Source organism: Sphingomonas sp. (genome assembly GCF_965227385.1).
GTDB lineage: Bacteria > Pseudomonadota > Alphaproteobacteria > Sphingomonadales > Sphingomonadaceae > Sphingomonas.
Genome location: NZ_OZ245750.1, coordinates 76,929 through 102,956 on the forward strand (window position 1 = coordinate 76,929; position 26,028 = coordinate 102,956).

The 26,028-nt window shown below is 66.0% G+C and carries 25 protein-coding genes; 13 read left to right on the top strand and 12 right to left on the bottom strand.

All coding sequences use genetic code 11. The features are described 5' to 3' along the window. Nucleotides 1–8: 8 nt before the first annotated feature. Together trpS and ACO05N_RS00340 are read left to right on the top strand one after the other, a co-directional pair. Nucleotides 9–1,019, top strand: a complete 1,011-nt coding sequence (trpS, locus tag ACO05N_RS00335; protein WP_422055219.1) for a tryptophan--tRNA ligase — start codon at nucleotides 9–11, stop codon at nucleotides 1,017–1,019. 48 nt (nucleotides 1,020–1,067) lie between these two features. After that, nucleotides 1,068–2,630 (top strand): hypothetical protein, encoded by a 1,563-nt coding sequence (locus ACO05N_RS00340; RefSeq protein ID WP_422055220.1) that lies wholly within the window; start codon nucleotides 1,068–1,070, stop codon nucleotides 2,628–2,630. Here ACO05N_RS00340 and ACO05N_RS00345 read toward each other — a convergent pair. From ACO05N_RS00345 to ACO05N_RS00355, 3 genes are all read right to left on the bottom strand, one after another. Next, nucleotides 2,627–4,000: a glutamate--cysteine ligase gene (locus tag ACO05N_RS00345; protein WP_422055221.1), complete on the bottom strand. Its 1,374-nt coding sequence runs from the start codon at nucleotides 3,998–4,000 to the stop codon at nucleotides 2,627–2,629. The two genes, ACO05N_RS00340 and ACO05N_RS00345, sit on opposite strands and share 4 nt — an antisense overlap. A gap of 256 nt (nucleotides 4,001–4,256) precedes the next feature. Continuing rightward, complete coding sequence (locus tag ACO05N_RS00350; RefSeq protein ID WP_422055222.1) at nucleotides 4,257–5,831, bottom strand: hypothetical protein; 1,575 nt, start codon at nucleotides 5,829–5,831, stop codon at nucleotides 4,257–4,259. 202 nt (nucleotides 5,832–6,033) lie between these two features. After that, nucleotides 6,034–6,777, bottom strand: a complete 744-nt coding sequence (locus ACO05N_RS00355) for a 16S rRNA (uracil(1498)-N(3))-methyltransferase (protein WP_422055223.1) — start codon at nucleotides 6,775–6,777, stop codon at nucleotides 6,034–6,036. Here ACO05N_RS00355 and ACO05N_RS00360 point away from each other — a divergent pair. From ACO05N_RS00360 to ACO05N_RS00375, 4 genes are read left to right on the top strand one after another with little or no spacing between them, the layout of a single operon-like run. Next, entirely contained in the window at nucleotides 6,767–6,964 is a 198-nt protein-coding gene (locus tag ACO05N_RS00360; protein WP_422055224.1) for a hypothetical protein, read from the top strand. The two genes, ACO05N_RS00355 and ACO05N_RS00360, sit on opposite strands and share 11 nt — an antisense overlap. Further along, nucleotides 6,957–7,874 carry a 4-hydroxybenzoate octaprenyltransferase gene (gene ubiA / locus ACO05N_RS00365; protein WP_422055225.1) on the top strand — a complete coding sequence of 306 codons (918 nt, stop codon included), beginning with the start codon at nucleotides 6,957–6,959 and terminating at the stop codon, nucleotides 7,872–7,874. The genes ACO05N_RS00360 and ubiA overlap by 8 nt, the downstream gene beginning before the upstream one ends. A gap of 46 nt (nucleotides 7,875–7,920) precedes the next feature. After that, entirely contained in the window at nucleotides 7,921–9,267 is a 1,347-nt protein-coding gene (locus ACO05N_RS00370) for a TldD/PmbA family protein (RefSeq protein ID WP_422055226.1), read from the top strand. Next, the gene (locus ACO05N_RS00375; protein ID WP_422055227.1) at nucleotides 9,260–10,048 is read left to right on the top strand and encodes an inositol monophosphatase family protein; all 789 of its coding nucleotides are present in this window, start codon (nucleotides 9,260–9,262) and stop codon (nucleotides 10,046–10,048) included. The genes ACO05N_RS00370 and ACO05N_RS00375 overlap by 8 nt, the downstream gene beginning before the upstream one ends. Here the strand turns inward: ACO05N_RS00375 and ACO05N_RS00380 are convergent. After that, the gene (locus tag ACO05N_RS00380) at nucleotides 10,038–10,751 is read right to left on the bottom strand and encodes a hypothetical protein (RefSeq protein ID WP_422055228.1); all 714 of its coding nucleotides are present in this window, start codon (nucleotides 10,749–10,751) and stop codon (nucleotides 10,038–10,040) included. The two genes, ACO05N_RS00375 and ACO05N_RS00380, sit on opposite strands and share 11 nt — an antisense overlap. Nucleotides 10,752–10,760: 9 nt before the next feature. Continuing rightward, nucleotides 10,761–11,969 (bottom strand): toxic anion resistance protein, encoded by a 1,209-nt coding sequence (locus ACO05N_RS00385; protein ID WP_422055229.1) that lies wholly within the window; start codon nucleotides 11,967–11,969, stop codon nucleotides 10,761–10,763. Between the two features lie 156 nt (nucleotides 11,970–12,125). Between ACO05N_RS00385 and ACO05N_RS00390 the strand changes: the two genes are divergently transcribed. From ACO05N_RS00390 to ACO05N_RS00415, 6 genes are all read left to right on the top strand, one after another. Next, a complete protein-coding gene (locus ACO05N_RS00390) occupies nucleotides 12,126–12,293 on the top strand; it encodes a hypothetical protein (protein WP_294019196.1) in 168 nt (55 codons plus the stop codon). Beyond that, nucleotides 12,283–13,197 carry a hypothetical protein gene (locus ACO05N_RS00395; protein WP_422055230.1) on the top strand — a complete coding sequence of 305 codons (915 nt, stop codon included), beginning with the start codon at nucleotides 12,283–12,285 and terminating at the stop codon, nucleotides 13,195–13,197. Before ACO05N_RS00390 ends, ACO05N_RS00395 begins: the two co-directional genes overlap by 11 nt. A gap of 126 nt (nucleotides 13,198–13,323) precedes the next feature. Continuing rightward, entirely contained in the window at nucleotides 13,324–13,860 is a 537-nt protein-coding gene (locus ACO05N_RS00400; protein ID WP_422055231.1) for a heme NO-binding domain-containing protein, read from the top strand. Beyond that, nucleotides 13,848–15,842, top strand: coding sequence for a putative bifunctional diguanylate cyclase/phosphodiesterase (locus ACO05N_RS00405; RefSeq protein WP_422055232.1), 1,995 nt, complete (start codon nucleotides 13,848–13,850; stop codon nucleotides 15,840–15,842). Before ACO05N_RS00400 ends, ACO05N_RS00405 begins: the two co-directional genes overlap by 13 nt. Nucleotides 15,843–15,913: 71 nt before the next feature. Further along, nucleotides 15,914–17,728: a translational GTPase TypA gene (gene typA, locus ACO05N_RS00410; protein WP_422055233.1), complete on the top strand. Its 1,815-nt coding sequence runs from the start codon at nucleotides 15,914–15,916 to the stop codon at nucleotides 17,726–17,728. A 395-nt stretch (nucleotides 17,729–18,123) separates the two neighbouring features. Further along, complete coding sequence (locus ACO05N_RS00415) at nucleotides 18,124–19,002, top strand: OmpA family protein (protein WP_422055234.1); 879 nt, start codon at nucleotides 18,124–18,126, stop codon at nucleotides 19,000–19,002. A gap of 49 nt (nucleotides 19,003–19,051) precedes the next feature. Here ACO05N_RS00415 and ACO05N_RS00420 read toward each other — a convergent pair whose 3' ends face one another. Beyond that, nucleotides 19,052–20,413: a 50S ribosomal protein L11 methyltransferase gene (locus ACO05N_RS00420; protein WP_422055235.1), complete on the bottom strand. Its 1,362-nt coding sequence runs from the start codon at nucleotides 20,411–20,413 to the stop codon at nucleotides 19,052–19,054. A gap of 154 nt (nucleotides 20,414–20,567) precedes the next feature. Between ACO05N_RS00420 and ACO05N_RS00425 the strand changes: the two genes are divergently transcribed. Next, on the top strand, nucleotides 20,568–20,996 hold the full coding sequence (locus ACO05N_RS00425; protein WP_422055236.1) for a DUF805 domain-containing protein: 429 nt from the start codon (nucleotides 20,568–20,570) through the stop codon (nucleotides 20,994–20,996). Nucleotides 20,997–21,024: 28 nt separating this feature from the next. Here the strand turns inward: ACO05N_RS00425 and ruvB are convergent, their stop codons facing one another. From ruvB to ruvC, 6 genes are all read right to left on the bottom strand, one after another. After that, a complete protein-coding gene (gene ruvB / locus ACO05N_RS00430; protein ID WP_422055237.1) occupies nucleotides 21,025–22,050 on the bottom strand; it encodes a Holliday junction branch migration DNA helicase RuvB in 1,026 nt (341 codons plus the stop codon). 195 nt (nucleotides 22,051–22,245) lie between these two features. Beyond that, nucleotides 22,246–22,575, bottom strand: a complete 330-nt coding sequence (locus tag ACO05N_RS00435; protein WP_422055238.1) for a GIY-YIG nuclease family protein — start codon at nucleotides 22,573–22,575, stop codon at nucleotides 22,246–22,248. Nucleotides 22,576–22,737: 162 nt separating this feature from the next. Further along, nucleotides 22,738–23,976, bottom strand: a complete 1,239-nt coding sequence (locus tag ACO05N_RS00440; RefSeq protein WP_422055239.1) for an endo-1,4-beta-xylanase — start codon at nucleotides 23,974–23,976, stop codon at nucleotides 22,738–22,740. 313 nt (nucleotides 23,977–24,289) lie between these two features. Further along, entirely contained in the window at nucleotides 24,290–24,745 is a 456-nt protein-coding gene (locus ACO05N_RS00445; protein WP_422055240.1) for a hypothetical protein, read from the bottom strand. Continuing rightward, on the bottom strand, nucleotides 24,742–25,338 hold the full coding sequence (ruvA, locus tag ACO05N_RS00450) for a Holliday junction branch migration protein RuvA (RefSeq protein WP_422055241.1): 597 nt from the start codon (nucleotides 25,336–25,338) through the stop codon (nucleotides 24,742–24,744). The genes ACO05N_RS00445 and ruvA overlap by 4 nt, the downstream gene beginning before the upstream one ends. 45 nt (nucleotides 25,339–25,383) lie before the next feature. After that, nucleotides 25,384–25,881: a crossover junction endodeoxyribonuclease RuvC gene (gene ruvC / locus ACO05N_RS00455; protein ID WP_422055242.1), complete on the bottom strand. Its 498-nt coding sequence runs from the start codon at nucleotides 25,879–25,881 to the stop codon at nucleotides 25,384–25,386. Nucleotides 25,882–26,028 lie beyond the last annotated feature (147 nt).

The following is a 26,028-nucleotide window of genomic DNA, read 5'->3' on the forward strand; positions in this document are numbered from 1 at the left end:
ACCTGAACATGCGCGTCGTTTCCGGCATCAAACCCACCGGCAATCTCCACCTCGGCAACTATCTCGGCGCGATCAAGCAGTGGGTCGGCATGCAGGCGCAGGTCGAGGCGGCGGGCGGCGAGTCGATGTACTTCATCGCCGACCTCCATGCGCTCACCGAATGGAGCGAGCCGGCAGCGATCACCGACAGCACGTTCGAGGTGAGCGCCGCGATGATCGCCAGCGGCATCGATCCGACCCGCTCAATCCTGTTCAACCAGGCGCGCGTTCCGGCGCACAGCGAGCTCGCGTGGCTGCTCAACAATGTCGCGCGCGTCGGCTGGCTCAACCGCATGACCCAGTTCAAGGACAAGGCGGGCAAGAACCGCGAGGGCGCGAGCGTCGGCCTGTACGACTACCCCGTGCTGATGGCCGCCGACGTGCTGCTGTATCGCGCGACGCATGTGCCCGTCGGGGAGGACCAGAAACAGCATCTCGAGCTGGCGCGCGACATCGCGGCCAAGTTCAACCTAGACTACAAGACCGACCTGCTGCTCGAACCCGAACCGCTGATCAGCAAGGCCGCGCCGCGCATCATGTCGCTGCGCGATGCGACGCAGAAAATGTCCAAGTCGAACCCGTCCGACGCGGCGCGGATCAACCTGGTCGATGACGACGACGCGATTGCCCAGAAATTCCGCAAGGCCAAGACCGACCCGGAGCCGATGGGCGAGAGCTGGGATGCGCTCAAGGACCGGCCCGAGGCCAGGAACCTCGTCACCATCTTCGCGGCGCTCGCCGACCGCACGCCCGAAGATGTGGTCGCCGAATATGCCGGGCAGGGGTTCGGCAGCTTCAAGCCCGCGCTCGCCGATCTTGCCGTGGCGAAACTCGGCCCGATCCGCGACGAGATGGTCCGCCTGATCGCCGACAAGGGCGCGGTTGATGCCGAGCTGCGCAAGGGTGCGCAGCGCGCCGCCACCCTGGCCGCACCGCTGCTGCGCGACGTACAGCAGGCGATGGGGCTGCGGATCGACTGACAGGAATTGTCGCTGGCGTGATCGCGCCGCGATGATAGGTTGACGGGGATGCGCGCGCTCATCCCCATGCTTTTGCTCGCCAGTCCGGCACTGGCGGCCGACCGCGCGCCGGTGCCCAAGGCTGCGGACAAGGTGCAGGCCGCGCTGGATGCGTGCCTGGCCAAGCCCGAACCCGCCGACCGCTGCGTCGACCTGCAATTCGCCCGCGCCCGCGCGCTGCTCGCGACCGATCCGGAGGCGGCGCACAAGCTCGGCAAGGCGATCCATGTCGCGCTGATGGACGCCAGCGGAGTTGAGGAGGACCGCATCGCCCCGCTGCAGTTCCGCCGCGAAAAGGGCACCCTCACCCCCGCCGACGCCGCCGCCCTGCAGCGCGGGGAGGAAGTGGTCCGTCGCTATTGGGTCGAAATCGCGCAGGTCAGCGAACTGCTCGGCGATGTCGGCACCGTCACCGGCAAGATCTACCGCGAACCGGCGCAGGACTATGACCGCACCGTTGCCATCCTCGAACAATATGGGCGCGGCATCGCCGACACGCGCTGGCGGCTGCGCGCCAAGGGCAAGCAAGCCGCCGCCTTCACCGACTCGCCCGCTCCGGCTGAAGGCGAAAAGCCCGCGCGCGAAGCCTATGACGAGGCGCTGAAGACGTTCGGACCCGCCGACCCCCTGACCCTGTCGCTCGCGCTGGTCCGCGCCGACTCGCTGGCGCAGCTCGGCCGGTTCGGCGAGGCCGAGCCGCTCTACCGCGACACCCGCGCGCGGACGACCGACCCCGTGGCGCGACTGGACGCCGACTCGCGCTATCTGCGGCTGCTCATCCGGCTCGACCGGCGGCAGGAGGCCGATGCGCTCGGTCGCGACCTGCTCACCCGCCTCGCCACCACAGGTGCCGATCCGCTCCAGGCCGCGCGCATCTATCTCGACCTGTCCGCTGTCGTTTTACCGGAGGACGGCCTGGCCCTTGCCCGCAACGCACTGGCGCTGCGCACGCAGCGACTGGGCGAAACGCACGTCGACACCGTCCGCGCACAACTCGTCGTCGCGACGCTGCTGGAGGCGCTGAATCGGTATGCCGAGGCGGAGCCGTTGCGCCGCACGGGCGCATGGGCCCTGCGGTCCAAACTGTTTTCCCAGCACCCGGAAACGGCCACTGCCTGGCTACGCTATGGTGAGAACCTGCTGCTGCAGGGGAAGGTCAAGGAGGCCGCCGCCGCACTCAGCTCCGCCGAATATTCGGTGCGCGATTCGGTCGGGGACAAGCATCCGCAATATGGCCGCGTGCTGCTGTTCACCGGCATGGCACAGCTGCGTCAGGGCGACCCGCAATCGGTCGCGACGATCGAGCGGGGACTGGCCATCATCCGCGCCGGCCTTGCCCCCACGCATATCGACCGCGTTCAGGCCGAACTGACCTGGGGCATGCTCAAGCTGCTCGCAGGCGATCCCGCCGCAGCCCGGCTGCAGTTCCGCGCAGTCGGCCGCGCCGGGCTGGAACGTGCTGCCGCCTTCCCCGACTACGGCCCAGCTGCCCAGCGCGAGCTGCGACAATTTTCCGGCGTCTACGGGCTTGAGGTCCGCGCGGCTTGGCAGCTGGCGGAACAACCGCGCTAGAATTTTGTCTCGTCGTAAATCCGGCTGACATCGCCCTGCCACGCGCCGTGATAGCGCTCGAGCAGCAGCTCGGCCGGCACCTTGCCGCTGCGCACGATCTCACGCAGCGGGTCGAGGAAGCCGTTCTCGCTGTCCCCCGCCGAATTGAGCCGCGCCCGCGCCGTCAGTCCCGCTCCGGCAATGTCGATCACCTGCCCGGCAATGTCGCGCAGCTTCCCGCCACCCGGCAGCGGCGCGTCGAGGCCCAGGCGCGGCACGCTGTCGCGCAGCGCCTGTCGCCCGGCCATGTCCCAATCCTTGACCAGATCCCACGCCGCATCCAGCGCGCCCTGATCATAGAGCAGCCCGACCCACAAAGCGGGCAGCGCACAGATGCGCCCCCACGGCCCGCCATCCGCGCCGCGCATTTCGAGGAAGGTCTTCAACCGCACTTCGGGGAAGGCGGTCGACAGATGATCGGCCCAATCGTCGATCGTCGGCTTCTCGCCCGGCAGCACCGACAATTCGCCCTTCAGGAAATCGCGGAAGCTCAGGCCCGCCGCGTCGATGTAGCGCCCGTCGCGGTAAACAAAGTACATCGGCACATCGAGCGCATAGTCGGCATAGCGCTCATAGCCGAACCCGTCCTCGAACACGAACGGCAGCATGCCGGTGCGGTGCGGGTCGGTGTCCGACCAGATGTGCGAGCGATAGGAGAGCATCCCGTTCGGCTTGCCCTCGGTAAACGGCGAATTGGCGAACAACGCGGTCGCCAGCGGCTGCAGCGCCAGCCCGACGCGGAACTTCTGCGCCATGTCGGCCTCGCTCGAATAATCGAGGTTCACCTGGATCGTGCAGGTGCGCAGCATCATGTCGAGGCCCAGGCTGCCGACGCGCGGCATATGGTTCAGCATGATGCCATAGCGGCCCTTGGGCATGATCGGCAGCTCGGCGCGGGTCTTGTCCGGCCACATGCCAAGGCCGAGGAAGCCGATGCCCAGCTTCTCGCCCACCGTCTTGACCTGCTGCAGATGCCGCCCGGTCTCGGCGCAGGTCTCGTGCAGATTCTCGAGCGGCGCGCCCGACAGCTCCAGCTGCCCCGCCGGCTCCAGGCTGACCGTCCCGTCGGGACCCGACAGCGCAATGACCTTGCCGCCCTCCTCGACCGGGCTCCAGCCGAACTGGGTCAGTTCGGCGAGCAGGTCGCGGATCCCACCCGGCTCGTCATAGCTGGGGGCGTGATGGTCGTCCGTCGCATAGACGAACTTCTCATGCTCGGTACCGATACGCCAGCGCTCCGCCGGCTTCTCACCCCCGGCGAAATAATCGAGGAGCGCCTGACGGCTCTCGATGACAGGCGCGTTGCTGTTTGAAACCGTCTTGGTGCTCATCGCGCGCATTTAGGCGCGTGAAACGATCTGCGAAAGGGGGCATAAAACACCCAAATCGGGATGGGAAATGCGGCGGTCGAGCCGTCTGCTGCCCCGCGCTGCGCACCACCCGCCCCAACCTCTCATGGCGTCCGCTCACGAACTTCCGCCGTCGGGACGGGGGGCGGTGATGCTGAAGGTCCACAATCGGGTGGAAGCTGCTGGATAACGCGTGGGGGCGATCGCCACGTGCCCGTCCTTGGCGTGCAATCCCGCCTTATGGTTTAGTTGGCGATTTCGGCGGCGAACCGTCCTTGCTGAGTTTCCATGCGACACGAATCTGACCAATGAAGGCAGGACGTCCGTTCTTTACATAGATCTTTGCTACCTCTGTGAATCCTTGCTCATATCGCATTTTCTGGAGTACTTCCAAACCTGCCTCACGGTACAGCGCGCGAGACCTGAGGAAATCGCCGTCTGGCATTTCGAGCCGCTGGGCGACTGGCAGCAGGGCATCTGAATAAGCCATTTGCGCGCCCAATGTTTTCAATCCCGACATCATCCGGCCAATCACCGGGTGCGTGGCCGGTACTGTGGCGAGCAGACCGTAAAGCGCATATTTGTACGCGCGCTCGGCGTCGAACCGCTGGCCAAGAGCCTGGAGATCTTCTGCCATATAGGCAATTTGAAGCGCTTCCGGCGCACTCGCGCCGCTGCTCTCTGCGCTGTCCTGCGCCAGCATCGCAGCAAGGTTGCCGCGGGTTGCGCTGGCCGCTGACAGGGTCTCGTTCCCACTGCCGATGCCGGACACATGGGGCGACCAATATTCGTTGACGGCTGCGAACTGGTCCATGCCGATCTGGCGCTGCGATCGGTCGCGATACTGCGCCCCGCGCAGGCTGGCGACAGCGTCCGCGGCGGAACCCGTAGCTTCTGCATAACGCTCGGTACGAAACAGATTAAGCACCTTCTCGGCTTGCAGCATTGCAAGTTCCGGCGCGTCGGATGGTAGTTTCCGCTTGGCAAAAGCGTGGGCATGCTCGGTCAGTCGGGATGCCTCGGCATGTCGCTCCTGCTGGGCAAGGTTTCGCGCAAGGAGCAGCTGGTCCATGACATAGGAGTCCACCGGCCGACCCGCCATCGTGCCCCGACTTGCTGCTTGGCGGCGAAACTCTTCTGCCTCTTTGGGCTTGGCCAGCACCTCTAAACTCGATGCGAGCTTGCGTAGTAGAGAACTGCTTGCCGGCATCCTCGATCTGGCACCCCCTGCCCGCGCAGCAGCGAGATAGGCCACCGCAGCGCTTTTGGTATCATCGCGCGACGTGTCATAGTCGCCAAGCGCGGTGTACGCTTTCACAAGTGCGGCGACATCGTGCGCGGCCCATTTACGATGCCATTCGACAATGCGCACGAGCTTCGATCGTGCTTCGCTCTGGTCGTCCCGCCGCTCGAAGGAGGATGACGCCACCAAGGCGCGGGCGCGCAGACTGTCGGCCGAGACCTGCAGCGCCACGACCCAGTCGGGATGATCGTCGGGAAGTTGCGCATCGGCCATCTCGATCAGCGCTCGGCGCGAAAATCGCACGCTCGTGTCGGGATCGGTCGCGCGCGCGCTTAATGCGAGCGCAAAAAGGAAGCTCCGGCAATCTGCGCCATTTGGATTTGCCGCGTGGCATTCATCGTTGCGTCGCAGCAGCTCCTCATTGTCCGCATGCGACCCATTCCCGTCACGAAGTTGATCCGATGCACTAGGCTTGGTCGACGTTGACCGATTGTCCGTCGCATGCGCCGTCACCGGAAGCACTGCGGCAGCGAGAAGCACCAGCAATCGTTCGATCTGCACCCGAAGCATAGTCTTGGCCCCTTGGAGCGGCGCTCAGGTGAGGACGCTGTAGATTTCAACCTATCCGCTGAACGGCTTATGGCAACACGCTGGGTGGGCAGAATGAACGTGCGCTATGGCGTCGGCAACCGACAGAAGGTGACGGCCAAATACCGCACCGGCTCGACTGTGCGTTGCGGCGCGCGGGCCACCGTGGCACGCGCTCAAACGCTCACCAATCCCCCACCGCCCCCATCCACAGGCTGACCGCCGCCGCCGCCGCGGTCTCGGCACGCAGGATGCGCGGGCCGAGCGAAATCCCCACCGCCCCCGGCACCGCCCGGATCGCCTCGCGCTCCTCGGCGTCGAAGCCGCCCTCCGGCCCCACCAGGATCGCCGCCGGGCCGGGATGCGCCTTCATCGCTTCCAGCGCGGGCGCGCCGCCGGTCTCGTCGGCAAAGAACAGCGTCCGCCCCGCCGGCCAGTCGCGCAGCATCGCGGCCAGCTTCACCGGCTCGGCGAGGTCAGGCAGCGCGGTGCGCCCGCATTGCTCCGCCGCCTCGATCATGTGCGCGCGCAGCCGGTCGAGGTTGAGCTTGTCCACCACCGCGCGCCGCGTCAGCACCGGCGCGACGCGCGCGACGCCCAGCTCGCACGCCTTTTCGACCACCCAGTCGATCCGCCCCTTCTTGATCGGCGCAGCGCATAGCCACAGGTCCGGCACCGCCTCGCGCTCGCGCAGCCGCTCCCGGATCTCCAGCACCACGTCGCGCTTGCGCACCTCGCTCGCGACGCCAAGCCATTCGCCGGTCGCATCGTCGAACAGCTTGACCGGGTCGCCGACCTTCAACCGCATCACGCTGGCAAGGTAATGGCCCTGCTGGCCGTCGATGCGGCGGTGTTCGCCCATCGTCAGCGCGGGTTCGACGAACAGGCGCGGGGTGGATTGCGGCGGCCAGGCGGGGGTGGCGATCATGGCCGAGCCATATCGCGCCCCAAATGCTTCGTCACCCGGCGTCTTTTCGCTGTCCTACACGCAACCCGATGTGGCAGCAGGAGGCATGACCGAAACGGCCCCCACCCCCAACCTGACACAGCGCCTGACACCGCGCATACAACCCGCATTTTTTGTCAGCTTCGTCGTCAGTTTCGCACATGACTGACCCGGCGCAGATCGTCCCCGACACCGAACATCGCGGCCTGATGGCGCTGCTGCCCGCCGCCGCGCGCCCCTATGCCTTGCTCGCCCGGTTCGACCGGCCGATCGGCTGGTGGCTGCTGTTCTGGCCGGGAGCGTGGGCGATCGCGCTGTCCGGTGGCGCGGTCGAGCGCTGGGACCTGATCCTGTGGTTCCTGCTCGGCAGCATCGGGATGCGCGGCGCAGGCTGCGTCTATAACGACATCGTCGACCGCGACCTCGACCGCCAGGTCGCCCGCACCCGCAGCCGCCCGCTGGCGAGCGGCGCGGTCAGCCTGAAGGCTGCGTGGATCTGGCTCGGCTTCCTGTGCCTGATCGGCCTGGTCGTGCTGGTCCAGCTCAACCCCTTCGCCGCCGGCATCGCGGTCGCCAGCCTTGCGCTGGTCGCCGCCTATCCCTTCATGAAGCGGATCACCTGGTGGCCCCAGGCATGGCTGGGCCTCGTCTTCTCCTGGGCCGCCTTGGTCGGCTGGGCGGCGATCACGCGCGAACTCCCCTTGCCCGGCCTGCTGCTCTATGCCGGGTGCATCTTCTGGGTGATCGGATACGACACCATCTACGCGCTGCAGGATGTCGAGGACGATGCGCTGGTCGGCGTCCGCTCCTCCGCCCGCCGCCTGGGCAGCAATGTGAAGGCCGGGGTCGCGCTCTTCTACGCCCTCGCCCTCGCCCTGTGGAGCGCCGCCTTGTGGCAGGTCCGCCCCGACCCGCTCGTCCTCGCCGCCCTCGCTCCGATGGCGTTGCATCTGGTCTGGCAGGTCGTCACGCTCGCCCCCGCTGACGGCGCCAACGCGCTCCACCGCTTCCGCTCGAACCGCAATGCCGGGCTGCTGATGTTCGCCGCCTGTTTCGTCGTGGGGACCACTGCCTTTTGAACCGGCGCCTTTTGACCTTCGCCCCCGCACTTCCTAGATCGCGTCGATGCTGACCCCCGATCAAGCCCGTGACCGCGTCCACGACGCCATTGCCCGCGCCACCCGCGCCGGAGCCGACGCCGCCGATGCGATGCTCTCCGCCGGCGAATCGCTGTCGGTCTCGGTCCGGCTCGACGCGCTCGAGGATGTCGACCGCGCCGAGCATTTCGAACTCGGCCTGCGCGTGTTCTGCGGCCAGCGGTCTGCGAGCATCTCCACCACCGACCTGACCCCCGCCGCGCTCGACATCCTCGCCGAACGCGCCGTCGCGATGGCGCACGAAGCTCCCGAGGACGAATGGGCCGGCCTCGCCCCCGCCGAGCGGCTGATGCATGGCGATGTGCCGCGACTCGACCTCGACGATGGCGCGCTGGGCGATCCCGCCGCGCTCAAGGAAACCGCGCTGATCGCCGAACGCGCCGCCCGCGCCGTCCCCGGCGTCACCAACAGCGAAGGCGCCGGTGCCAGCGCCAGCCGCAGCATCTGGGCGCTCGCCACCAGCCACGGTTTTGCCGGCGCCTATGCGTCGTCCAACCACAGCATTTCGGCCAGTGTGCTCGCGGGCGACGCCGGCGCGATGGAACGCGATTACGATTATCACAGCGCCCGCCACGCCGCCCGGCTCGATTCCGCCGACGACATTGGCCGCCGCGCGGGTGAGCGGGCCGTCGCCCGTGTCGGCGCCGGGCGCGTTCGCGGCGGCCCGATGCCGATCGTCCTCGACCCGCGCGTCGGATCGAGCCTGCTCGGCCATCTGAGCGGCGCAATCTCGGGCAGCGCGATCACCCGCAAGACCAGCTTCCTGCTCGAAGCGATGGGCACGCGCATCTTCGCGCCGGGTATTGACATCGTCGACGACCCGCACCAGCCGCACGGCCTGCGCTCGCGTCCCTTCGATGGCGAAGGCCTGCCGGTGTCGCCGATGAAGCTGGTGAGCGACGGAATGCTCGAAACCTGGCTGCTCGACAGCGCCGCCGCGCGCCAGCTTGGCCTAGAGCCCACCGGCCATGCCGTACGCGGCGTCGGCGGCGCGCCGAGCGTGGGGCCGAGCAACCTCTATCTCGCCAATGGCAAGACCCCGGTCGCGTCGCTGATCGCCGATATCGACTATGGCGTGTATGTCACCGAACTGATCGGTCAGGGGATCAACCTCGTCACCGGCGATTACAGCCGCGGCGCGGCGGGCTATCTGATCGAGGGCGGCGTGATCACGACGCCGGTCAGCGAATTTACCGTCGCCGGAACGCTACAATCCATGTTCCGCGAACTTGTCCCGGCCAACGACCTCAATTTCCGCTATGGCATCAACGTACCCACGCTGCGGATCGACGGGATGACGGTGGCCAGTGGCTGACGACCTCGCCGCCGCCGTCAGCGCCATCGCCGCCGAGGCGGGTCGGCTGGCGCTCGGCCGCTATGGCACCGATGTCGAGAAATGGGAGAAATCGCCCAACAATTTCGTGTGCGAGGTCGATCTGGCGGTCGACGAACTGCTCCGCAACCGTCTCTCCGCCCTCCTTCCCGACGCCGGCTGGCTGTCGGAGGAGACCGCCGACGACCTGGCCCGCCTCTCCTGCCGCCGCGTCTGGGTGGTCGACCCGATTGACGGCACCCGCGATTATCTGCGCCAGCGCCCCGGCTGGGCGGTCTCCGTCGCCCTGGTCGAGGATGGCCAGCCGGTGATCGGCGTGCTCGACGCCCCGGTGCGCGGCGAACATTGGCTGGCGGTGAAGGGTGAAGGCGCAACGCGAAGCGGCGCGCCGATCGGCGTGTCGGACCGCACCGACCTGACCGGCGCACGCGTCCCCGCCGACGATCTGGCAAAGGTGGACCGCCACCTGGTCAAGGTCGACAAGCCCAATTCGATCGCGCTGCGCATGGCGATGGTCGCGGCGGGCGACGCCGATCTGCTCGCCACCTTCCGCTGGGGTGCAGACTGGGACATCGCCGCCGCCGTGCTGATCGCGCGGGAGGCCGGCGCGAAGGTTACCGACGCGCTCGGCAAGAAAATCCGCTTCAACACCCCGCGCGGCGAAAGCTTCGGCCTGCTCGCCGCCACCCCCGGTATCCACGCCGCCGCCGCAGATCACTTGCGGCCGCGGGCGGTGGAGGCGTTGGGCAAACCTATCCGCTGACCTCGTCATCCCCGCGGTAGCGGATCTGCAGGTACCGACCCCGCGTCGCCAGCGCGTCGAGATCGCCCTGTGCCAGCTGCGCCGACATCTGCGCGATTTCCTGGTCGATCAGGGCGAGCCCATCCACCAGCTGCTTGTCGGGCGACTGGCCGAAACGGTCGACGCGCCGCAGATTTTCGGGAACGCGCTGATAGCCCTTGATCAGTTCGGGCAGCTGCTCACCCACCAGCTTGCGCACTTCCGCCGCCGCCGGCTCGCCCTCGTTCAGCGCCTTGAGCTGCCCGGCCAGCACGTCCAGCTTGACCCCGATCCCGTCGACCAGCGGCATCGCCGCCCCGGGCAGGCTCGGGCGCTGGCGGTCCAGCCACTCCTCGGTCTGCAGCGGCAGCGACGCCAGCGACACCTCGCCGAAGCGCTCGGGGATTGCTTCCCGGCTGGTCGGCACCAGCCCGAAGAACAGCGTCACCGCGATCAGCGCCGCCATCACCAGCAGCGCGCCGCCCATGCCGAGCGGGATGAACCAGCCGAGCACCATCGCGCCAATCAAGATCGCACCCACCGCCGCCGCGATCCGACCGATCCGCCCGAGAATCTCGGCCTCACGCCGCTTCTTCGCGCGCGAGCTCAGCGTCGTATAGCGTTCGCGCGAACGGTTGAGGACCTCGCTCGCGCGGTCGATCTGGCGGTCAATCTCGGTGGGCATGACAGCTACTTACAGGGCCTCCAGCTTGAAGGTTTCGTTGGTGCCGCCGATCTGGTTCTGCGCCGCACCCTCGGCCCGGGCGATATAGCCCTTGGACTTTTCGACCTCGGTCGACAGCACGTTGACCGTGGTCTTCATGTTATCGAGCGCCTTGACCTTGAACGTGTCGATCGCGTCCATCGTGTCATAGATGTTCTGGAACGCGCGCTGCAGCGTTTCGATCGGGATCGTCGCGGACGCCGCCTGTTCGTGGATGCGCCCGGTATTGTCCTTGAGCAGCTTGCCGGTCGAATCGATGATGTTCGCGGTCGTGGTGTTGAGCGCGGTGATCTGGTCGAGCACCAGCCGCTGCGCGGTCAGCGCCTGCGCGACGGTAACCGCCGTGCGCAGTGCGCCGACGGTGGTGGTGCTGGCGCGGTCGACACCCTTTACCAGCTCGACGTTATTTTTCTTGACCAGATCGAGCGCAAGATAGCCCTGTACGGTGACCGCCATCTGGGTCAGCAGGTCCTGGGTGCGCTGACGGGTGTAGAACAGCGCCGTCTCACGGATCGCCTTGGCCTTGGCCGGATCGCTGTGATCCAGCTCATTGGCCTTGTCCTCCAGCCGCTGATCCATCTCCTTCGAGATATAGATCATCTGCTCGAGCCGCCCCATCGCCGCCCACAGATTCTGCCGCTCCACGTCGATCGCGGCATTGTCCATCAACAGTTCGTCCTTGCCGGACTGCAGGCTCTTCAGGATCGCGGCGATATGGCCCTGGCTCGACTTGTAGCTGTCGAAATAGTTGCGCAGCGAATTGCCGAACGGGATGATGCCGAACAGCTTCTTGCGCTGGGTCAGGCTGCCCTTCTTGCCAGGATCGAGATCCTCGACCACGCGGCGCAGCTCGGCCAGGTCCTTGCCGACGCCGACATCCTTGTCCATCGCGCGTACCGGGCGGTCGAGGAAGCGGTTCGACTGGCCCGCCGCGTCGCGGATCTCCTTCGATCCCATCGCAGTGATCGCGTCGACGCGCTTGCCGAACTCGGGCGAGTTCACGTCCTGCGCCACCAGATCGTCGATGAAGCTCTCGACACGCGTCACCAGCTCGGACTTTTTGCCCTCATCGACGGGCACCAGCCCGGCCATCTTCTCGATCGGGCGTTCCTTCAACGGCTCGGGCGCGGTCAGCACCAGATCGTCGGTTTTTTCGGCAGTCGCAGTCTCAGTCGACATCCCATCCCTCCAGCGGTTCCCCCCTAGATGAACGGGAACCGCGTCGCCTTCAAGTGTATCGCAGATATAATACACTCTGGTCGGGGCGCAACCGACTGCATATGTCAGTAGTTGGCGATACGCGGGCTGTTAACATATCGGCGCTACGGAGGACTGATGGAACGCAGGCTCAGGATGATGATCGCCGGTTCGATCGCGGTATGGGTGCCGGTGGCTTCGGCCTCCGATTCGCGTCCTGCGGCCGTCGATGCGGGGAAACTCTATCGCCTGAAGGCCCAGCCCGCGACGAAAGCGCCTCCGATCATGGAGGATCATGCGCGCTAATCTGGTCGCGGTTCTGCTCACCGCGTTCGTTGTTCCCGCTTCGGCATCGCAAGCGGATCTCTGCCAACAGACCTATGGCCAGCGCGCCTGCACTGGGAGCGCACTCGCCCCGCTCCGCGCCGAGCTGGCGCACAAATTCGCGGCGGTCATGGCGCTGGGCAACCGCACCGCAACCTGGCAGGCGCGCCACGACGCCGTGCTGCGCGAGATCCGCGCCGCGCTGAACTATGACGGCAAGCCGATGGACGATGTCGAACTGGAACAGACGTTCCGCGACGCGATCGCCGAGTATGACAAGGCCTTGGCGCAGGCACAGGGCGTCCGCACGATGATCAAGACGCCATCGGCACGCAGTCAGACCTGCATGGCGAAATGGCTCGATCAGGGCTGCGGGGTGATTGCTTCGGGCATTCTGTGGCGCAAGGACGGCCAGCCGGTCCACTGGCAGATGATGGATGGCGCATCGGGTGCAGACGGCATCGGCGCGGGCATCGTATTGTGGGCGGAAAGCGGGCATGGCACCGCCAATCTGATCGGATGGTCGTTCGACGGCGTCGTCTACGAACCGCCGCGCATGACGCAGGGCGGGATGATCTGGGTGCCGGGGCGCAGGGCCGGAACAGGCGACGGCAATGCCGATCTGCTTTTCAAATGGGATGACGCCCGCAAGGCCTGGCAGGATATCGAGCTCGAGAGCTGGCGCGATGCGCTACCCGGCAAGCTGCCCAAGGGCCTCGGCATCTGGAAGGGCGTCGATTATGATTTCGAGGGGATGGGCGCGGCCAGCAAGCTGTGGCGCGACAAGGACCCGAATTGCTGCCCCAGCGGTGGCGAGGCGCAGCTCGGCTTCGCGATCGCCGGGCGCTGCCTGGTTCTCAACGAGGTTCAACTAGACCGCCGCTGAGCGACACCGCGCCGCCTCCGCGTTGCCAGGGCCCCGACTGCCCGCGCCAACGCATCCTTACGCTACTCAGCTTTAAGCAGATGTTTACGCAGCTTGCGTCATCGGGACGGTGGGCGGAGGTGCGGCATGAAGGGCGTGATCTTTAACATCCTTGAGCAGGCCGTCATCGAACACCTCGGCACCGGGGTGTGGGACGATCTGCTCGACGCGACCGGTCTGGAGGGGGCTTACACCTCGCTGGGCAGCTATCCAGACAGCGAGATCATGGCGCTGGTCGGTGCCGCGGCAAGCGCGCAAGGCAAGACGCCCGCAGAAATCCTGCGCTGGTTCGGCACCGCGGCAATTCCGGTGCTTGCGGCCAAATATCCCGTGTTCTTCGTGGGGCAATCCGACGCGCGAAACTTCCTGCTGAGCGTGAACGGCATCATCCACCCGGAAGTCCGTAAACTCTATTCGGGAGCAGGATGCCCCCATTTCAGGTTCAGCGAACAGTCGGGCGAGCTGATCATCCGCTACAACTCGCCGCGCAAGCTTTGCGCTCTTGCGCATGGATTCATCGATGGCAGCGCCGCCTATTATCGTGAAGCGGTGACGGTCGATCATCGCAGCTGCATGCATGACGGTGCCGATGAATGCGCGTTGGCAGTCCAATGGGTGTCCTGAGCTTCAGCGACCTCGACGTTTCCCAGGCCGCCGATCTCTCCCGGGAACTGGCGCGGCTGCAGCGCGCACTGCGCCGAGAGCGCACCGCGCGGGAGGAGGCGGAGACAATTGCCGAAACGGGGCTGCGCGACCTCTACCTCGCGCAGCAGCGCGCCGATCTGCTGCATCGCATCGCAACCATTGCCAACCAGTCGACGACCGTCCGCGAAGCGCTGCACGCGGCATTGGTCGAGCTGTGCCAATTTACCGAATCGGCGTTCGGCAACGTCTATCTGACCGTGCCCGACGGCCAGTCGGTGGTGCCGGCGGGCATTTGCTACGCGCCGGAGCCCGCCGCGTTGGCCGACTTCGTAACCCTGTCGCTGAACCGTGAATTTGCGTCCGGCGAAGGACTGCCCGGACGTGTTCTGGCCAGTCGGCGCCCGGATTGGATTGCGGACCTGCGCAATGCCGTTGACTCCCCGCGGCAGAAGCTCGCCGGGCTGGCGGGGCTGAATTCGGCATTAGCGTTTCCGGTGGTGGTGGGTGAGCGGATCGAAGCCGTGATCGAATTCTTCACCCTGCCCCATCGCGACATCGACCCCGCGATGCTGGACTTGATGGCACAGGTCGGAACGCAACTTGGGCGGGTGATCGAACGTGACAGGCTCAACACCAAGCTGCTGTTCGATGCGCTTCATGATCCGCTGACCGGGCTCCCCAATCGGACGCTGTTCATGGACCGGGTGGATCAAGCGCTGCGCAGAAGGGATCGCCATCCCGACCTCGCGCTGGCACTGATATTCGTTGACCTCGACGGATTCAAATATGTCAATGACAGCCTGGGTCACCATGCTGGCGATGCCATATTGTGCACTACGGCTAAGCGCTTCAAGGCCGCCGTGACCGCGATCGCCGGCGCAGCACAATGGACCCTCGCGCGATTGGGCGGGGACGAGTTCACGGTCATCCTCGATGACTATGTTGATCCCACATTGCCGACACGGCTGGCGAATGCCCTTCTGGAACAAGCATCGCGGGGACATGATTGCAACGGGAGCGAAGTGGTCGGAGGTGCCAGCATCGGGATTGCGCACCCGCTCAGCGCCACGGCGACCGCGATCGATTTGCTGCGAAAGGCCGACACCGCGATGTACGCGGCCAAGGCACGGGGTCGCGGGCAGATCGCAGTCTTTGACGACGAGCTTCGCGCGCGCGCACTGAAGCGGCTGCAGATCGAGAACGGGCTGCGCCGTGCGGTGCGCCGCAGCGAGTTCCGCTTGTTTTTCCAGCCCATCGTCGACATGGAAAGCGACCATCTCGCCGGGTTCGAGGCGCTGTTGAGATGGGAGCCGCAACGTGGCGAGATTGTCGCTCCGGCCGACTTTATACACGTCGCCGAAGAAACCGGTCTGATTGTCGCCATCGGCGAATGGGTGCTGAACGAAGCCTGCCTTGCGGCAGCGCGTTGGAACCGCCGCTATCCTGGCCGCCACCTGACGATGAGCGTGAATGTCTCGCCCCGCCAATTCGCGCAGCCGGGCTTCGCGCGGCTGGTTCGCGCAGCGATTGCACAGAGCGGCATCGCACCAGCCACACTATCCCTCGAGATTACCGAAGGCATCGCGATCACGCAGCCCGAGCGCGCTGTCCGCGTGATGGAGGAATTGGCGGAGATCGGCGTCAAGATCAGCCTCGACGACTTTGGCACCGGCTATTCATCGCTTGGACATCTGCATCGTTACCCGTTTCACACGCTGAAACTGGACCGCTCTTTCGTGGTCGGGATGGGGGCCGTAAATCGCCGCAAGGGAATTGGCATCGTCAGGGCCGTGCTCGACCTTGCCGCCACGATGAATATGACCGTGGTGGCCGAAGGCATCGAAACGGTCGGCCAGCGCAACAGGCTTCGCGACATGGGCTGCCAGCTCGCCCAAGGCTATCTCTATTCGCGACCGCTGGACGCCGATGCAGCGGAACGGCTGATCGCCGCGCGCGCTTAGGTCTTTCCGCAGTGCGACATTTCCGCTAAGGGCGCCCGCGACCCGCGCTTCCGCGGCATCCAGGAACCGACATGAACCTCCGCAACGTGGCGATCATCGCCCACGTCGACCATGGCAAGACCACGCTCGTCGACCAGCTTTTCCGTCAATCCGGCACTTTCCGCGACAATCAGCGCGTCGAAGAGCGCGCCATGGATTCCAACGACCTGGAAAAGGAACGCGGGATCACCATCCTGGCCAAGCCGACCTCGGTCGAGTGGAACGGCACGCGGATCAACATCGTCGACACCCCGGGTCACGCTGATTTCGGTGGCGAGGTGGAGCGCATCCTGTCGATGGTCGACGGCGTCATCCTGCTGGTCGACAGCTCTGAAGGCGCGATGCCGCAGACCAAGTTCGTGACCGGCAAGGCACTGAAGCTGGGCCTGCGTCCGATCGTCGTGGTCAACAAGGTCGACCGCCCGGACGAGCGCATCCAGGAAGTGCTGGACGAGGTGTTCGACCTGTTCGTGTCGCTCGAAGCGACTGACGAGCAGCTGGACTTCCCGGTGCTCTACGCCTCGGGCCGCAACGGTTATGCGAACGAGGACCCAAGCCTGCGCGAGGGGACGCTGGAGCCGCTGTTCCAGAAGATCGTCGATCATGTCCCGCCGCCCGCGCTGGACGTCGACGCGCCATTCACCTTCCTCGTCACCCTGCTCGACCGCGACAATTTCCTCGGTCGCGTGCTGACCGGCCGCGTCACCAGCGGCAAGGTGCGCGCGAACCAGGCGATCCATGCGCTCGACATGGACGGCAACGTCATCGAGACCGGCCGTGCGTCGAAGATCATGGCGTTCCGCGGCCTTGAGCGCGTCCCGGTCGACGAAGCGCAGGCGGGCGACATCATCAGCCTCGCCGGCCTTGCCGTCGCGACGGTGTCGAACACTATCGCCGACACCAGCGTGTCCGTGCCGATCCAGGCGCAGCCGATCGATCCGCCGACGCTGTCGATGCGCTTTGCCGTCAACGATTCGCCGATGGCGGGCCGCGAAGGCACCAAGGTGACCAGCCGCATGATCCGCGACCGCCTGTTCCGCGAAGCCGAGAGCAACGTCGCGATCAAGGTGACCGAAGCCGCCGACAAGGACAGTTTCGAAGTCGCCGGCCGCGGCGAATTGCAGCTGGGCGTGCTGATCGAGACGATGCGCCGCGAAGGCTTCGAACTCGGCATCAGCCGTCCGCGCGTGCTGTTCCAGGAGCAGGACGGGCAGAAGATGGAGCCGTACGAAACGGTGATCATCGACGTCGATGACGAGCATTCGGGCGCGGTCGTCGAGAAGATGAACCTGCGCAAGGCGGAGATGACCGACATGCGCCCGTCGGGCGGCGGCAAGACGCGCATCACCTTCAGCGCGCCCAGCCGTGGCATGATCGGGTACCATGGCGAGTTCCTGTCCGATACGCGCGGCACCGGCATCATGAACCGGCTGTTCGAGAAATACGGCCCTCACAAGGGCGTGATCGAAGGCCGCAAGAACGGCGTGCTGATCTCCAACGGCACCGGCGAGGCGAATGCCTATTCGCTCAACTCGCTGGAAGAGCGCGGCATCCTGTTCGTCGGCCATGGCGAGGCGCTGTACGAGGGGATGATCATCGGCGAAAATGCCAAGCCGGACGACCTTGAGGTCAATCCGATGAAGGCGAAGCAGCTGACCAACATCCGCTCGTCGGGCAAGGACGACGCGATCCGCCTGACCCCGCCCAAGAAGATGACGCTGGAACAGGCGATCGCCTATATCGACGATGACGAGATGGTCGAAGTGACCCCGAAGACGATCCGCCTGCGTAAGCGCTTCCTGGACCCGCATGAGCGCAAGCGCGCGAGCCGCGCCAAGGCGGCATGAGCTGAACACCAGAAAGGCGCCGGGGGAGACTCCGGCGCCTTTTCTCACTGGGCCGCGTACTGGTCAGCTCCACAAAGCGGGTACTGACGCCCGCCCGTTCGTCACCGCTGCAATCCCTGCAGTGAGAGTGAGACGATGAAGGCCTGATTGCCGCCCCCTGACAATGCTGTGAAGCGTGGCGGGTGCATCGCCGCAAGCAAGTACATCGCTTGAGCCCAGATGGCTCGGACGCGATTATCACCAACAGTCCGTGGCGAACCCCAACCACCCCGGTTGCTCAATCCGCCGCGTGGATAGCTCTGGCCGTCCGGACTCGCCGTAGGGGAGTCGGAACCAAGCAACAGACGCCGGATTAGCTCTTCCGGCCCCGTAACGGGCCGACCAGTTTCAGGAGTATGTTCATGCGTTCCATTCACCCCAAGACCATTGCCCTGGCCGCGCTGCTGGCCAGCGCCGCGCCGACCGGACTTGCCGCGCAGGAGCAGCCGCTTCCGCCCGGCGATCAGGTAACGATCCAGGGCGAGCCACTCCCGCCGCTTGCGCAGCTGCCTGCGGGGCCAGAAATCGAGGGGATGATCTCCGCGCGTGAGGGCAATCAGATTCAGGTGACGACCGCCGACGGCACACCCACGCTGATCGCGGTGACCGGCGAGACGCAGATCCGTTCGGCCGGCGGCTTTCTGGGCCTGGGGCGGACCAAGCGGGGCAGCGATGCGCTGCTCAACGGCCTGCCGGTGAGCGTGCAGACCCGCCAGTTCGGCGGCGGGCTGGTCGCGGCGCAGGTGAAGCTGGCGGACAAGGATCTCAAGACCGCGGCGATGATCCGCAGCGGGACCAGCCAGGGCTTTGCCGAACAGACCGCGGCGACCGAAGCGCTGCGCGGCCGGGTCGGCGACATCGACCAGTATAACGTCAAGGGCACGACCAACGTGAACTTCGACACCGGCAAGGCGGTGCTGAGCGCGCAGGCCAAGGCCGAACTGTGCAACGCGGCGAGCCAGGCCGGGTCGATGGAAAATGCACTGCTGCTGGTCGTCGGTTATACCGATGCGACCGGACCCGATGAGCTCAACCAGGAGCTCAGCGAAAAGCGCGCCAGCCGCGTGGTCAACCATCTGCAGCAGGCGTGCGGGTGGAAGCCCTATCGCATGCTGACGCCGACCGGCATGGCCGAGGCCGACCCCCTGGCCGACAACAGCACCGAGGAAGGCAAGGCGCAGAACCGACGCGTGGCCGTGAACATCCTCGTCAGCAAGGCGGTCGACGGGCTGTAAGGCAGCCCCGATCGAATGAGACGGCGTCGGGCGCGAGCCCGGCGCCGTCTCACTGCGTGAGCGGCAGCAGGATCAACGTGATGCGGTCATGGCCGACCGCGATGTCCAGCGTTTCACCCGCAACCACATCGACCGGCGCGGGAAAGCTGTGCAGGATCTGCAGCCAGCCGCCATCGGTGTAGCGGTCGGGGTGGTTGTCGAACGTGACGCCGGGCCACAGGTCGATGTGCATCCACTGCACGATGCCGATCGCCCGCCCGCTCGCCGTCACCGGGATGCGCAGGCGGCTCAGCACCGCATCATGCTTGGCTTCGGTCAGATCGAGGCGGACCAGTTCGTGATCGTCGGACAGCCGCTGCCACGCCGTCATCGTGCCGTGGATCGGCAGGCGCTGCTGGGCGAAGGCGGTGAAGGGCGACAGGTCGAACCCCGAAACCTCGCCCACAAAGGCGTAGTTCGCCAGCGTCTCGCTCGCGACCAGGCATCCCATCGCGCTCGCCGCGCGCGGGATCACCAGCGCGTCGGGGGCAAGCAGGCGGCGATGCGCATCTTCAAACGTGTCGAGCACCTTTTCGGTGAGCAGGTCGCTGGACAGGATTTCGGAAACCAGGATTTGCGCCGGGCGGTCGAGCTCGACCCCGATGGCAAGGTCGGTGGACGGCTTGGCATGGACGGTGACGCGATCGGCATAGCCGTTCCGCGCCACGATCTGCTGCGCCATTTCGGCAATCAGTGGTTCCATCTCGCACGCCACCACCTGCGCCGCACCCGCCCGCGCCGCCATCAGCGACAACAGCCCGCTGCCCGCCCCGATATCGAGCACCCGCGCATCCGGGCCGGCAACGGCGATCGCCGCCTTGATCGCCGCCTCGAACGCGTCGTTGCGCGGTGCGTCGTTCATCATCGGGATATGCCAGAAGGGCACCGATGCCGCGCCCAGCCGGCGCAGCTGATGGCACAGATGCAGATTGTCGGGCTGAAGCGCCAGCGCGCGGCGGAACTGGCCGATCGCCGCGTGATTGCGCCCTGCATCGGCCAGCACCACTGCCAGATTGCCGATCGCGATCGCGTTGTGCGGATCAAGCGCACAGGCCTGCTCCAGCGCCGCGACGGCTTCCCCCGTGCGGCCGAGCCAGTGCAGCGTCAGCCCCTTTTCATGCAGCGCCACGGCATGATCGGGTTGGATGTCGAGCAGTTGCTCCCACGCGGCCAGCACATCTTCCGGACGGGTCAGGCGCCCGAGCAGTCCCGCCAGCAGGGGCAGCACGTCGGTCGCGCGATAATCGAGCGCCAGCACCGCGCGATAGCCCGCCTCGGCACCCTCCAGATCGCCTTGTTCGTGCAGTGCCATCGCGGTGGCGAGGGCCGCGCGTGCCTCGCTCAGGCGGTTAGCGGAAAGCTGGTCGGTCAAGGCGTCGTTTCCACAAAGTCAGTGCCATCCGATAGTCCAATCAGCGGTCGCAGCGATAGCCTCGATATCTCAGGCCGGTTCGCCTCCCGCTGAGCGCCAATTGCCACGCCATGCCAATCGGATAGGATCGCCTCCGAATCGAACGGGGGCCATGATGGACAAGATTTTGCGGCCGTGGCGCCACTATGTCGACTTTAGCGGACGATCGACGCGCACCGAATTCTGGCTGTTCTATATCGTTTTTTACGGCCTGATCGCGGCGTCGTTCATCGTGACCGACGCACTTTTCGGGAGAGGGCTGGACGATGCTGCCAAAGGCGATGAATTTTCGCTCGCCTATGTCCCTCTGATCCTCTGGGTCCTCGCCTGCCTCCTGCCGAGCATCGCGGTGACCGTCCGTCGCCTGCACGACAGCAACAAGAGCGGGTGGATGTATCTGCTGACCCTCGTCCCCTATATCGGCTTCATCTTCTTCATCGTGTTCGGCTTTTTGCCCGGCACGCGTGGCGAGAACGACTATGGCTTCGACCCGCGGCTGGGCGAAGGCGCGCCCGATTTTGATGCACCCGAAATCTTCAGCTGAACCGGTCGGGTAACGACGCCACGCGGCGTTACCCGTCGAACAGCCCCTCCTGGGATCCGGCGGGCGGGTTGAGGCCGAGATGCTTCCACCCGGCCGCGTTGAGGCAGCGCCCGCGCGCGGTGCGGGCGATCAGGCCGATCTGGATCAGATAGGGTTCGATCACCTCCTCGACCGTGTCGCGCGGTTCGGACAGGCCCGCGGCGAGCGTCTCCACCCCGACCGGGCCGCCGCGATAGATGTCGGCGATCATCGTCAGGTAGCGACGGTCCATCGCGTCGAGGCCGAGCGCATCGACCTCAAGCCGATTGAGCGCGGCATCGGCGGCGCGGGCGTGGACCACCGCCTCCCCCGCGACATTGGCAAAGTCGCGCACGCGGCGCAGCAGCCGCCCGGCGATGCGCGGCGTGCCACGCGAACGCCGCGCAATCTCAGCCGCCCCATCCTGCGCAATGCCAAGGTCGAGCAGCCCGGCGGCGCGGGTGACGACGCGCGTCAGTTCCTCGACCGTGTAGAATTGCAGCCGCACCGGAATGCCGAAGCGGTCGCGCAGGGGGGTGGTCAACAGCCCCTGTCGCGTCGTCGCGCCGACCAGGGTGAAGCGCGGCAGGTCGATGCGCACACTGCGCGCCGACGGCCCCTCCCCGATCATCAGATCGAGCGCGCGATCCTCCATCGCGGGATACAGCACCTCCTCGACCGCGGGGGCGAGGCGGTGAATCTCGTCGATAAACAGGACATCGCCATCCTCGAGATTGGTGAGCAGCGCCGCGAGATCGCCCGACTTGGCGATTACCGGGCCGGACGTTGCGCGGAAGCCGACGCCCATTTCCTTGGCGATGATCTGCGCCAGCGTGGTCTTGCCCAGACCCGGCGGGCCAAAGAACAGCACATGATCGAGCGCATCGCCACGCTGGCGGGCGGCGTCGATGAACACGCGCAGGTTGTCGCGCGCGGCGCGCTGGCCGACGAACTCGTCGAGCGACTTGGGGCGCAGCGCCGCGTCGATGTCTTCCGGGCGGCGCGATGCGGTGAGGATGCGGTCAGGGTCGGTCATTGCTTACCCTTGTCGCACAAACCGGCGTCATAGTCCCAACGTCCGCCGCGATCGAGGCACGTGTCAATCTGTGCCCATTGGCTGCGGGTCAAGAAGTACCATCCCGCAGCGGCGCCGAAGACTATCATGCATAATCCAACAAAGAGGGCTTTGCGACGCACGCTCATAAGTTCCTGCCGTCATGCTGAACTTGTTTCAGCATCCACCGTTCGGCGGGCGGCTGTTCAGCGGCTTCAGCCCCAGCCCGACCGCCAGGTCCGCCCAGTCCGGGTTTTCGGACTCGATCAAATTGACCTTCCATAGCCGATGCCAGCGCTTGAGCTGCTTTTCCCGAGCAATCGCCTCGAGCATCGTGGCGAAGAATTCGTAGCGGACGAGCACGTGCACGTGGTTGCGCTGCGTGAAGCCCGGAATTGCGCCGCTGCGATGCTGAACCAGCCGGGCAATCAGGTTGGACGTGACGCCGACATAGATCGTGCCGTTCGGCTGGCTGGCGAGGACGTAGACGCAGGGTTGTTTGGGCATGGCTGCGCCCTTTGCGATAGAGCCGCCAGTTCGTCGCTTGTGGCGCGGTGGATGCTGAAACAAGTTCAGCATGACGGAAGATAGGGTCAGACTGGGGGATCACGCTCGCCACGAACGTTCCTTATCCGTTCGCTTGCGGCAAGCCAATCCCCTCCCCGTCCGTCAGGTCGGCGCTGGACGCGCGGTCGTCGCCGCGAATGCATCGCCAATTGCGGTGTAGAGCCGCTTGGGCTGGGCGCTGGCGTCGTAGGGGAGCGGGCGCAGCGGCTGGCCGTCGGGGCGCGGGGTGCCGAAATTCTGCAGCCAGCTATATTTGTCGTTCATGCCCCAGACGAGCACGTCCTTGAGCTGCGGATAGCTGAACAACAGGTCGAGCCACGCGCGACCGTAGACCGCGACATCCTCGTCCCGCTGCGCCACCGTGCCGGTGCGGTTGCGGTCGCTGACGTCGAATTCGGTGATGATCAGCTTGTAGCCCAGTGCCACGACCGCATCGAGGAACGCGCGCATCGCCGGGATCTGCGCATTGGCGATGTCCTGCGCGGTGCCGCTGGAGTAAAAGCCGATATGCGACTGGATGCCCAGCGCGTCGATCGGCACATTGCGGTCGCGAAAGCCGCGCAGCAGGTTGAGCACGCCGTTGCGGTGGGTGGTCGAACCCCAGTCCATATAGTCGTTATAGACCAGCTCCGCCGTAGGCAGCTCGGCGCGCGCGGTGCGGAAGGCGAGATCGAGTATCGAATTGTCGCCGCCGACTGCGGTGTGCAGGATGTTGGTGCGGACATTGCCGGTCGCGGGGTCGATCGCCTCGTTGATCACGTCCCAGCTCTTGATGCGGTTGCCGAAATGGCGCGCGGTGCTCTCGACATGGCTGCGCACCAGCCGCTCCGCGGTGGCGCGGGGGTTCACCCCCATATCGTAGCTGCGCAACCAGGCGGGGAAGCGCTCCTGGATATACCATAGGAAGCAATGGCCGCGCATCTCCATGCCCTTGGACTCGGCATAGGCCAGCATCTGGTCCGCGCGGGTCCAGTTGTACACATTCTCGGCGCTCGACTGATATTCCCATTTCATCTCGTTCTCGGGGACCAGCAGCTGGCAGTCGCGTTCGAGCAGCGCAGCGTAAGCTGGGTTGTTGAACGACCCGGCATCCGCGCCGGGCGACGCCCAGGCGAAGGTCGAACCGAAGCGCATCCGCTTGGATGCGGCCGCGGCCTTGAGCGTGCTGGTCGGGGTCGGCGTGGGGGTCGGGCTGGGCGACGGCGAAGGGCTTGGCGATGGACTTGGGGTCGGTGACGGCGTGGAGACGGTCCCGCCGCCGCTCGATCCGCCACCGCTGCAGGCTGCAACGCCCAGCGCACCGGCAAGGGCAAGGGTTTCCCGACGTGTAAGGGACCGCATCCTCTCTCTCCTAATCGCGGCCCGTTTGCGGGCCTGCACGACCGGAATCATGTCCGGCGGAGTTTATGGTAGCGCTATCAATATGGGGCGCAACGGGAATCTGGTAGCGCTATCTTTAAAGGGGCCCGTCATGCTGAACTTGTTTCAGCATCCACCGTGCGGCGGGCTGCCGTTCCGAGACCTGGTCCCGAGCGTCGCGCCAAGGGCGGCATGGACTGCCCGTTGCAGATAGAGCCTCTGGTCAGTCGCTGCGGGGCTCAGTGGATGCTGAAACAAGTTCAGCATGACGGGAGGAAGGTGCGCGAAGCCGACCCTATTTCTTCCCCCTGCCCTGATCCGCCTTCGCCTTGAATTCCGGATCGACGATATACTTGTCGAGTTCAGCGGCGCTTCGACCCTTTGGATAGATCCGACCCCTGACCGGGCGCGCGACGACAACGATCTCTCCCGAGGCACGCGTGAAAACGCGGTCGAAAACGATCAGTGCGCGGCCTTCTCGGAGTCCATAGTCGATACAGTTGGTTACCTCTGGGTAATCGGGCAGCTCGATCTGAATATCTCTGCCACCGAGTGCCTTTGCTAGGCGTTCGTCGGCTTTCGCGTGAACGATTTGCCCGTCGATGCGAACGATCTCGACCGGCAGCAATCGCGCGACCTCCACACCCTCGGGTCGCACACCGAAGAAGTAATAGCGGGTCGACGAGCCATCCGTGCAAGCCAGTGCATTGCTGCTCATCAGCAGCGCAATCAGACAGATGACCCACTTCACTTCGCCGCCTTGCGCAACGCCAGCCGGACGAGCGCATCCAGCGTCGCGCCCGGCCCGAGTTCGTCGCTCGCCGCGTTCACCGCGTTGCTCGCTTCGGCGGGTTTGAAGCCCAGGTTGAGCAGCGCCGACACCGCGTCGTTGGCCGCGCTGCCGGCGGGGATCGCCGCCCCTGCCCCGCCGCCGATCGCCACGCCGCCGGCCTTGTCCTTCAGCTCGTTGACGATGCGCTGGGCCAGTTTCGGGCCGACGCCATTGGCGCGGGCGACCATCGCGGCGTCGGCGCGGGCGATGGCGGTCTGGACCTCGGTTGGCGAGAGGATCGAGAGGATCGCGAGCGCGACCTTGGCCCCCACCCCCTGCACGCCGGTGAGCAGGCGGAACCAGTCGCGTTCCTCCGCGCTGGCAAAGCCCATCAGGCGGATCGAATCCTCGCTGACCAGCATTTCGGTGTGGACCGTGACGAACTCACCGATCGCGCCGAGCGCCGCCAGTGTCCGCGCCGATGCGCCGACCAGATAGCCGACGCCATCCACGTCGATCACCGCATGGTCGATGCCGGTTGCTGCGAGATGGCCGTTGAGATGCGCGATCATGACCGGGACATAAGCGGAACGGGTTAGGCGCGCAAAGCGAAAAGGTCAGGGAATCCGGCGCGCCGTCGCCAGATGATGCGCATGACAGATCGCGACCGCGAGCGCGTCCGCCGCATCGGCCCCGGCGATCTTGGCGCCGGGGAGCAGGCGGGCGATCATCGCGTGGACCTGCGCCTTTTCTGCGGTGCCGGTGCCGACCACCGCCTTTTTGACCAGACGCGGCGCATATTCGCCGACATCGAGGCCGGCGCGCGCCACGGCGGCAATGGCGACGCCGCGCGCATGGGCGAGCTTCAACGTCGATTGCGGGTTGGAGTTGACGAACACCTCCTCCACCGCCGCGCCATCGGGCGCGTGGTCGGCGACCAGCGCCGCGAGCATCGCGTCGAGATGTGCCAGCCGCTGGGGCAGCGGTGCCTTCGCATCGGTCTTGAGCTGGCCGTTGCCGACATGGCTCAGCCGGTTGCCCTCGGCGCGGATCAGGCCCCAGCCGGTGGTGCCAAGGCCGGGGTCGAGGCCAAGAATCAGGCGAGTCGGGCTCATAGTGTTACTGCGCACGCTCCATGCAGTAACGTATTTCTACTTGTTGCCCGACCTGTAACCATCGCCGCGCCCTAAAAGACATGTGGACGGTGCGCCAGCCCGTCCCGGCATCGTTCCGGTGCCGTCCTGTCGATCCGGAGCGTGAAA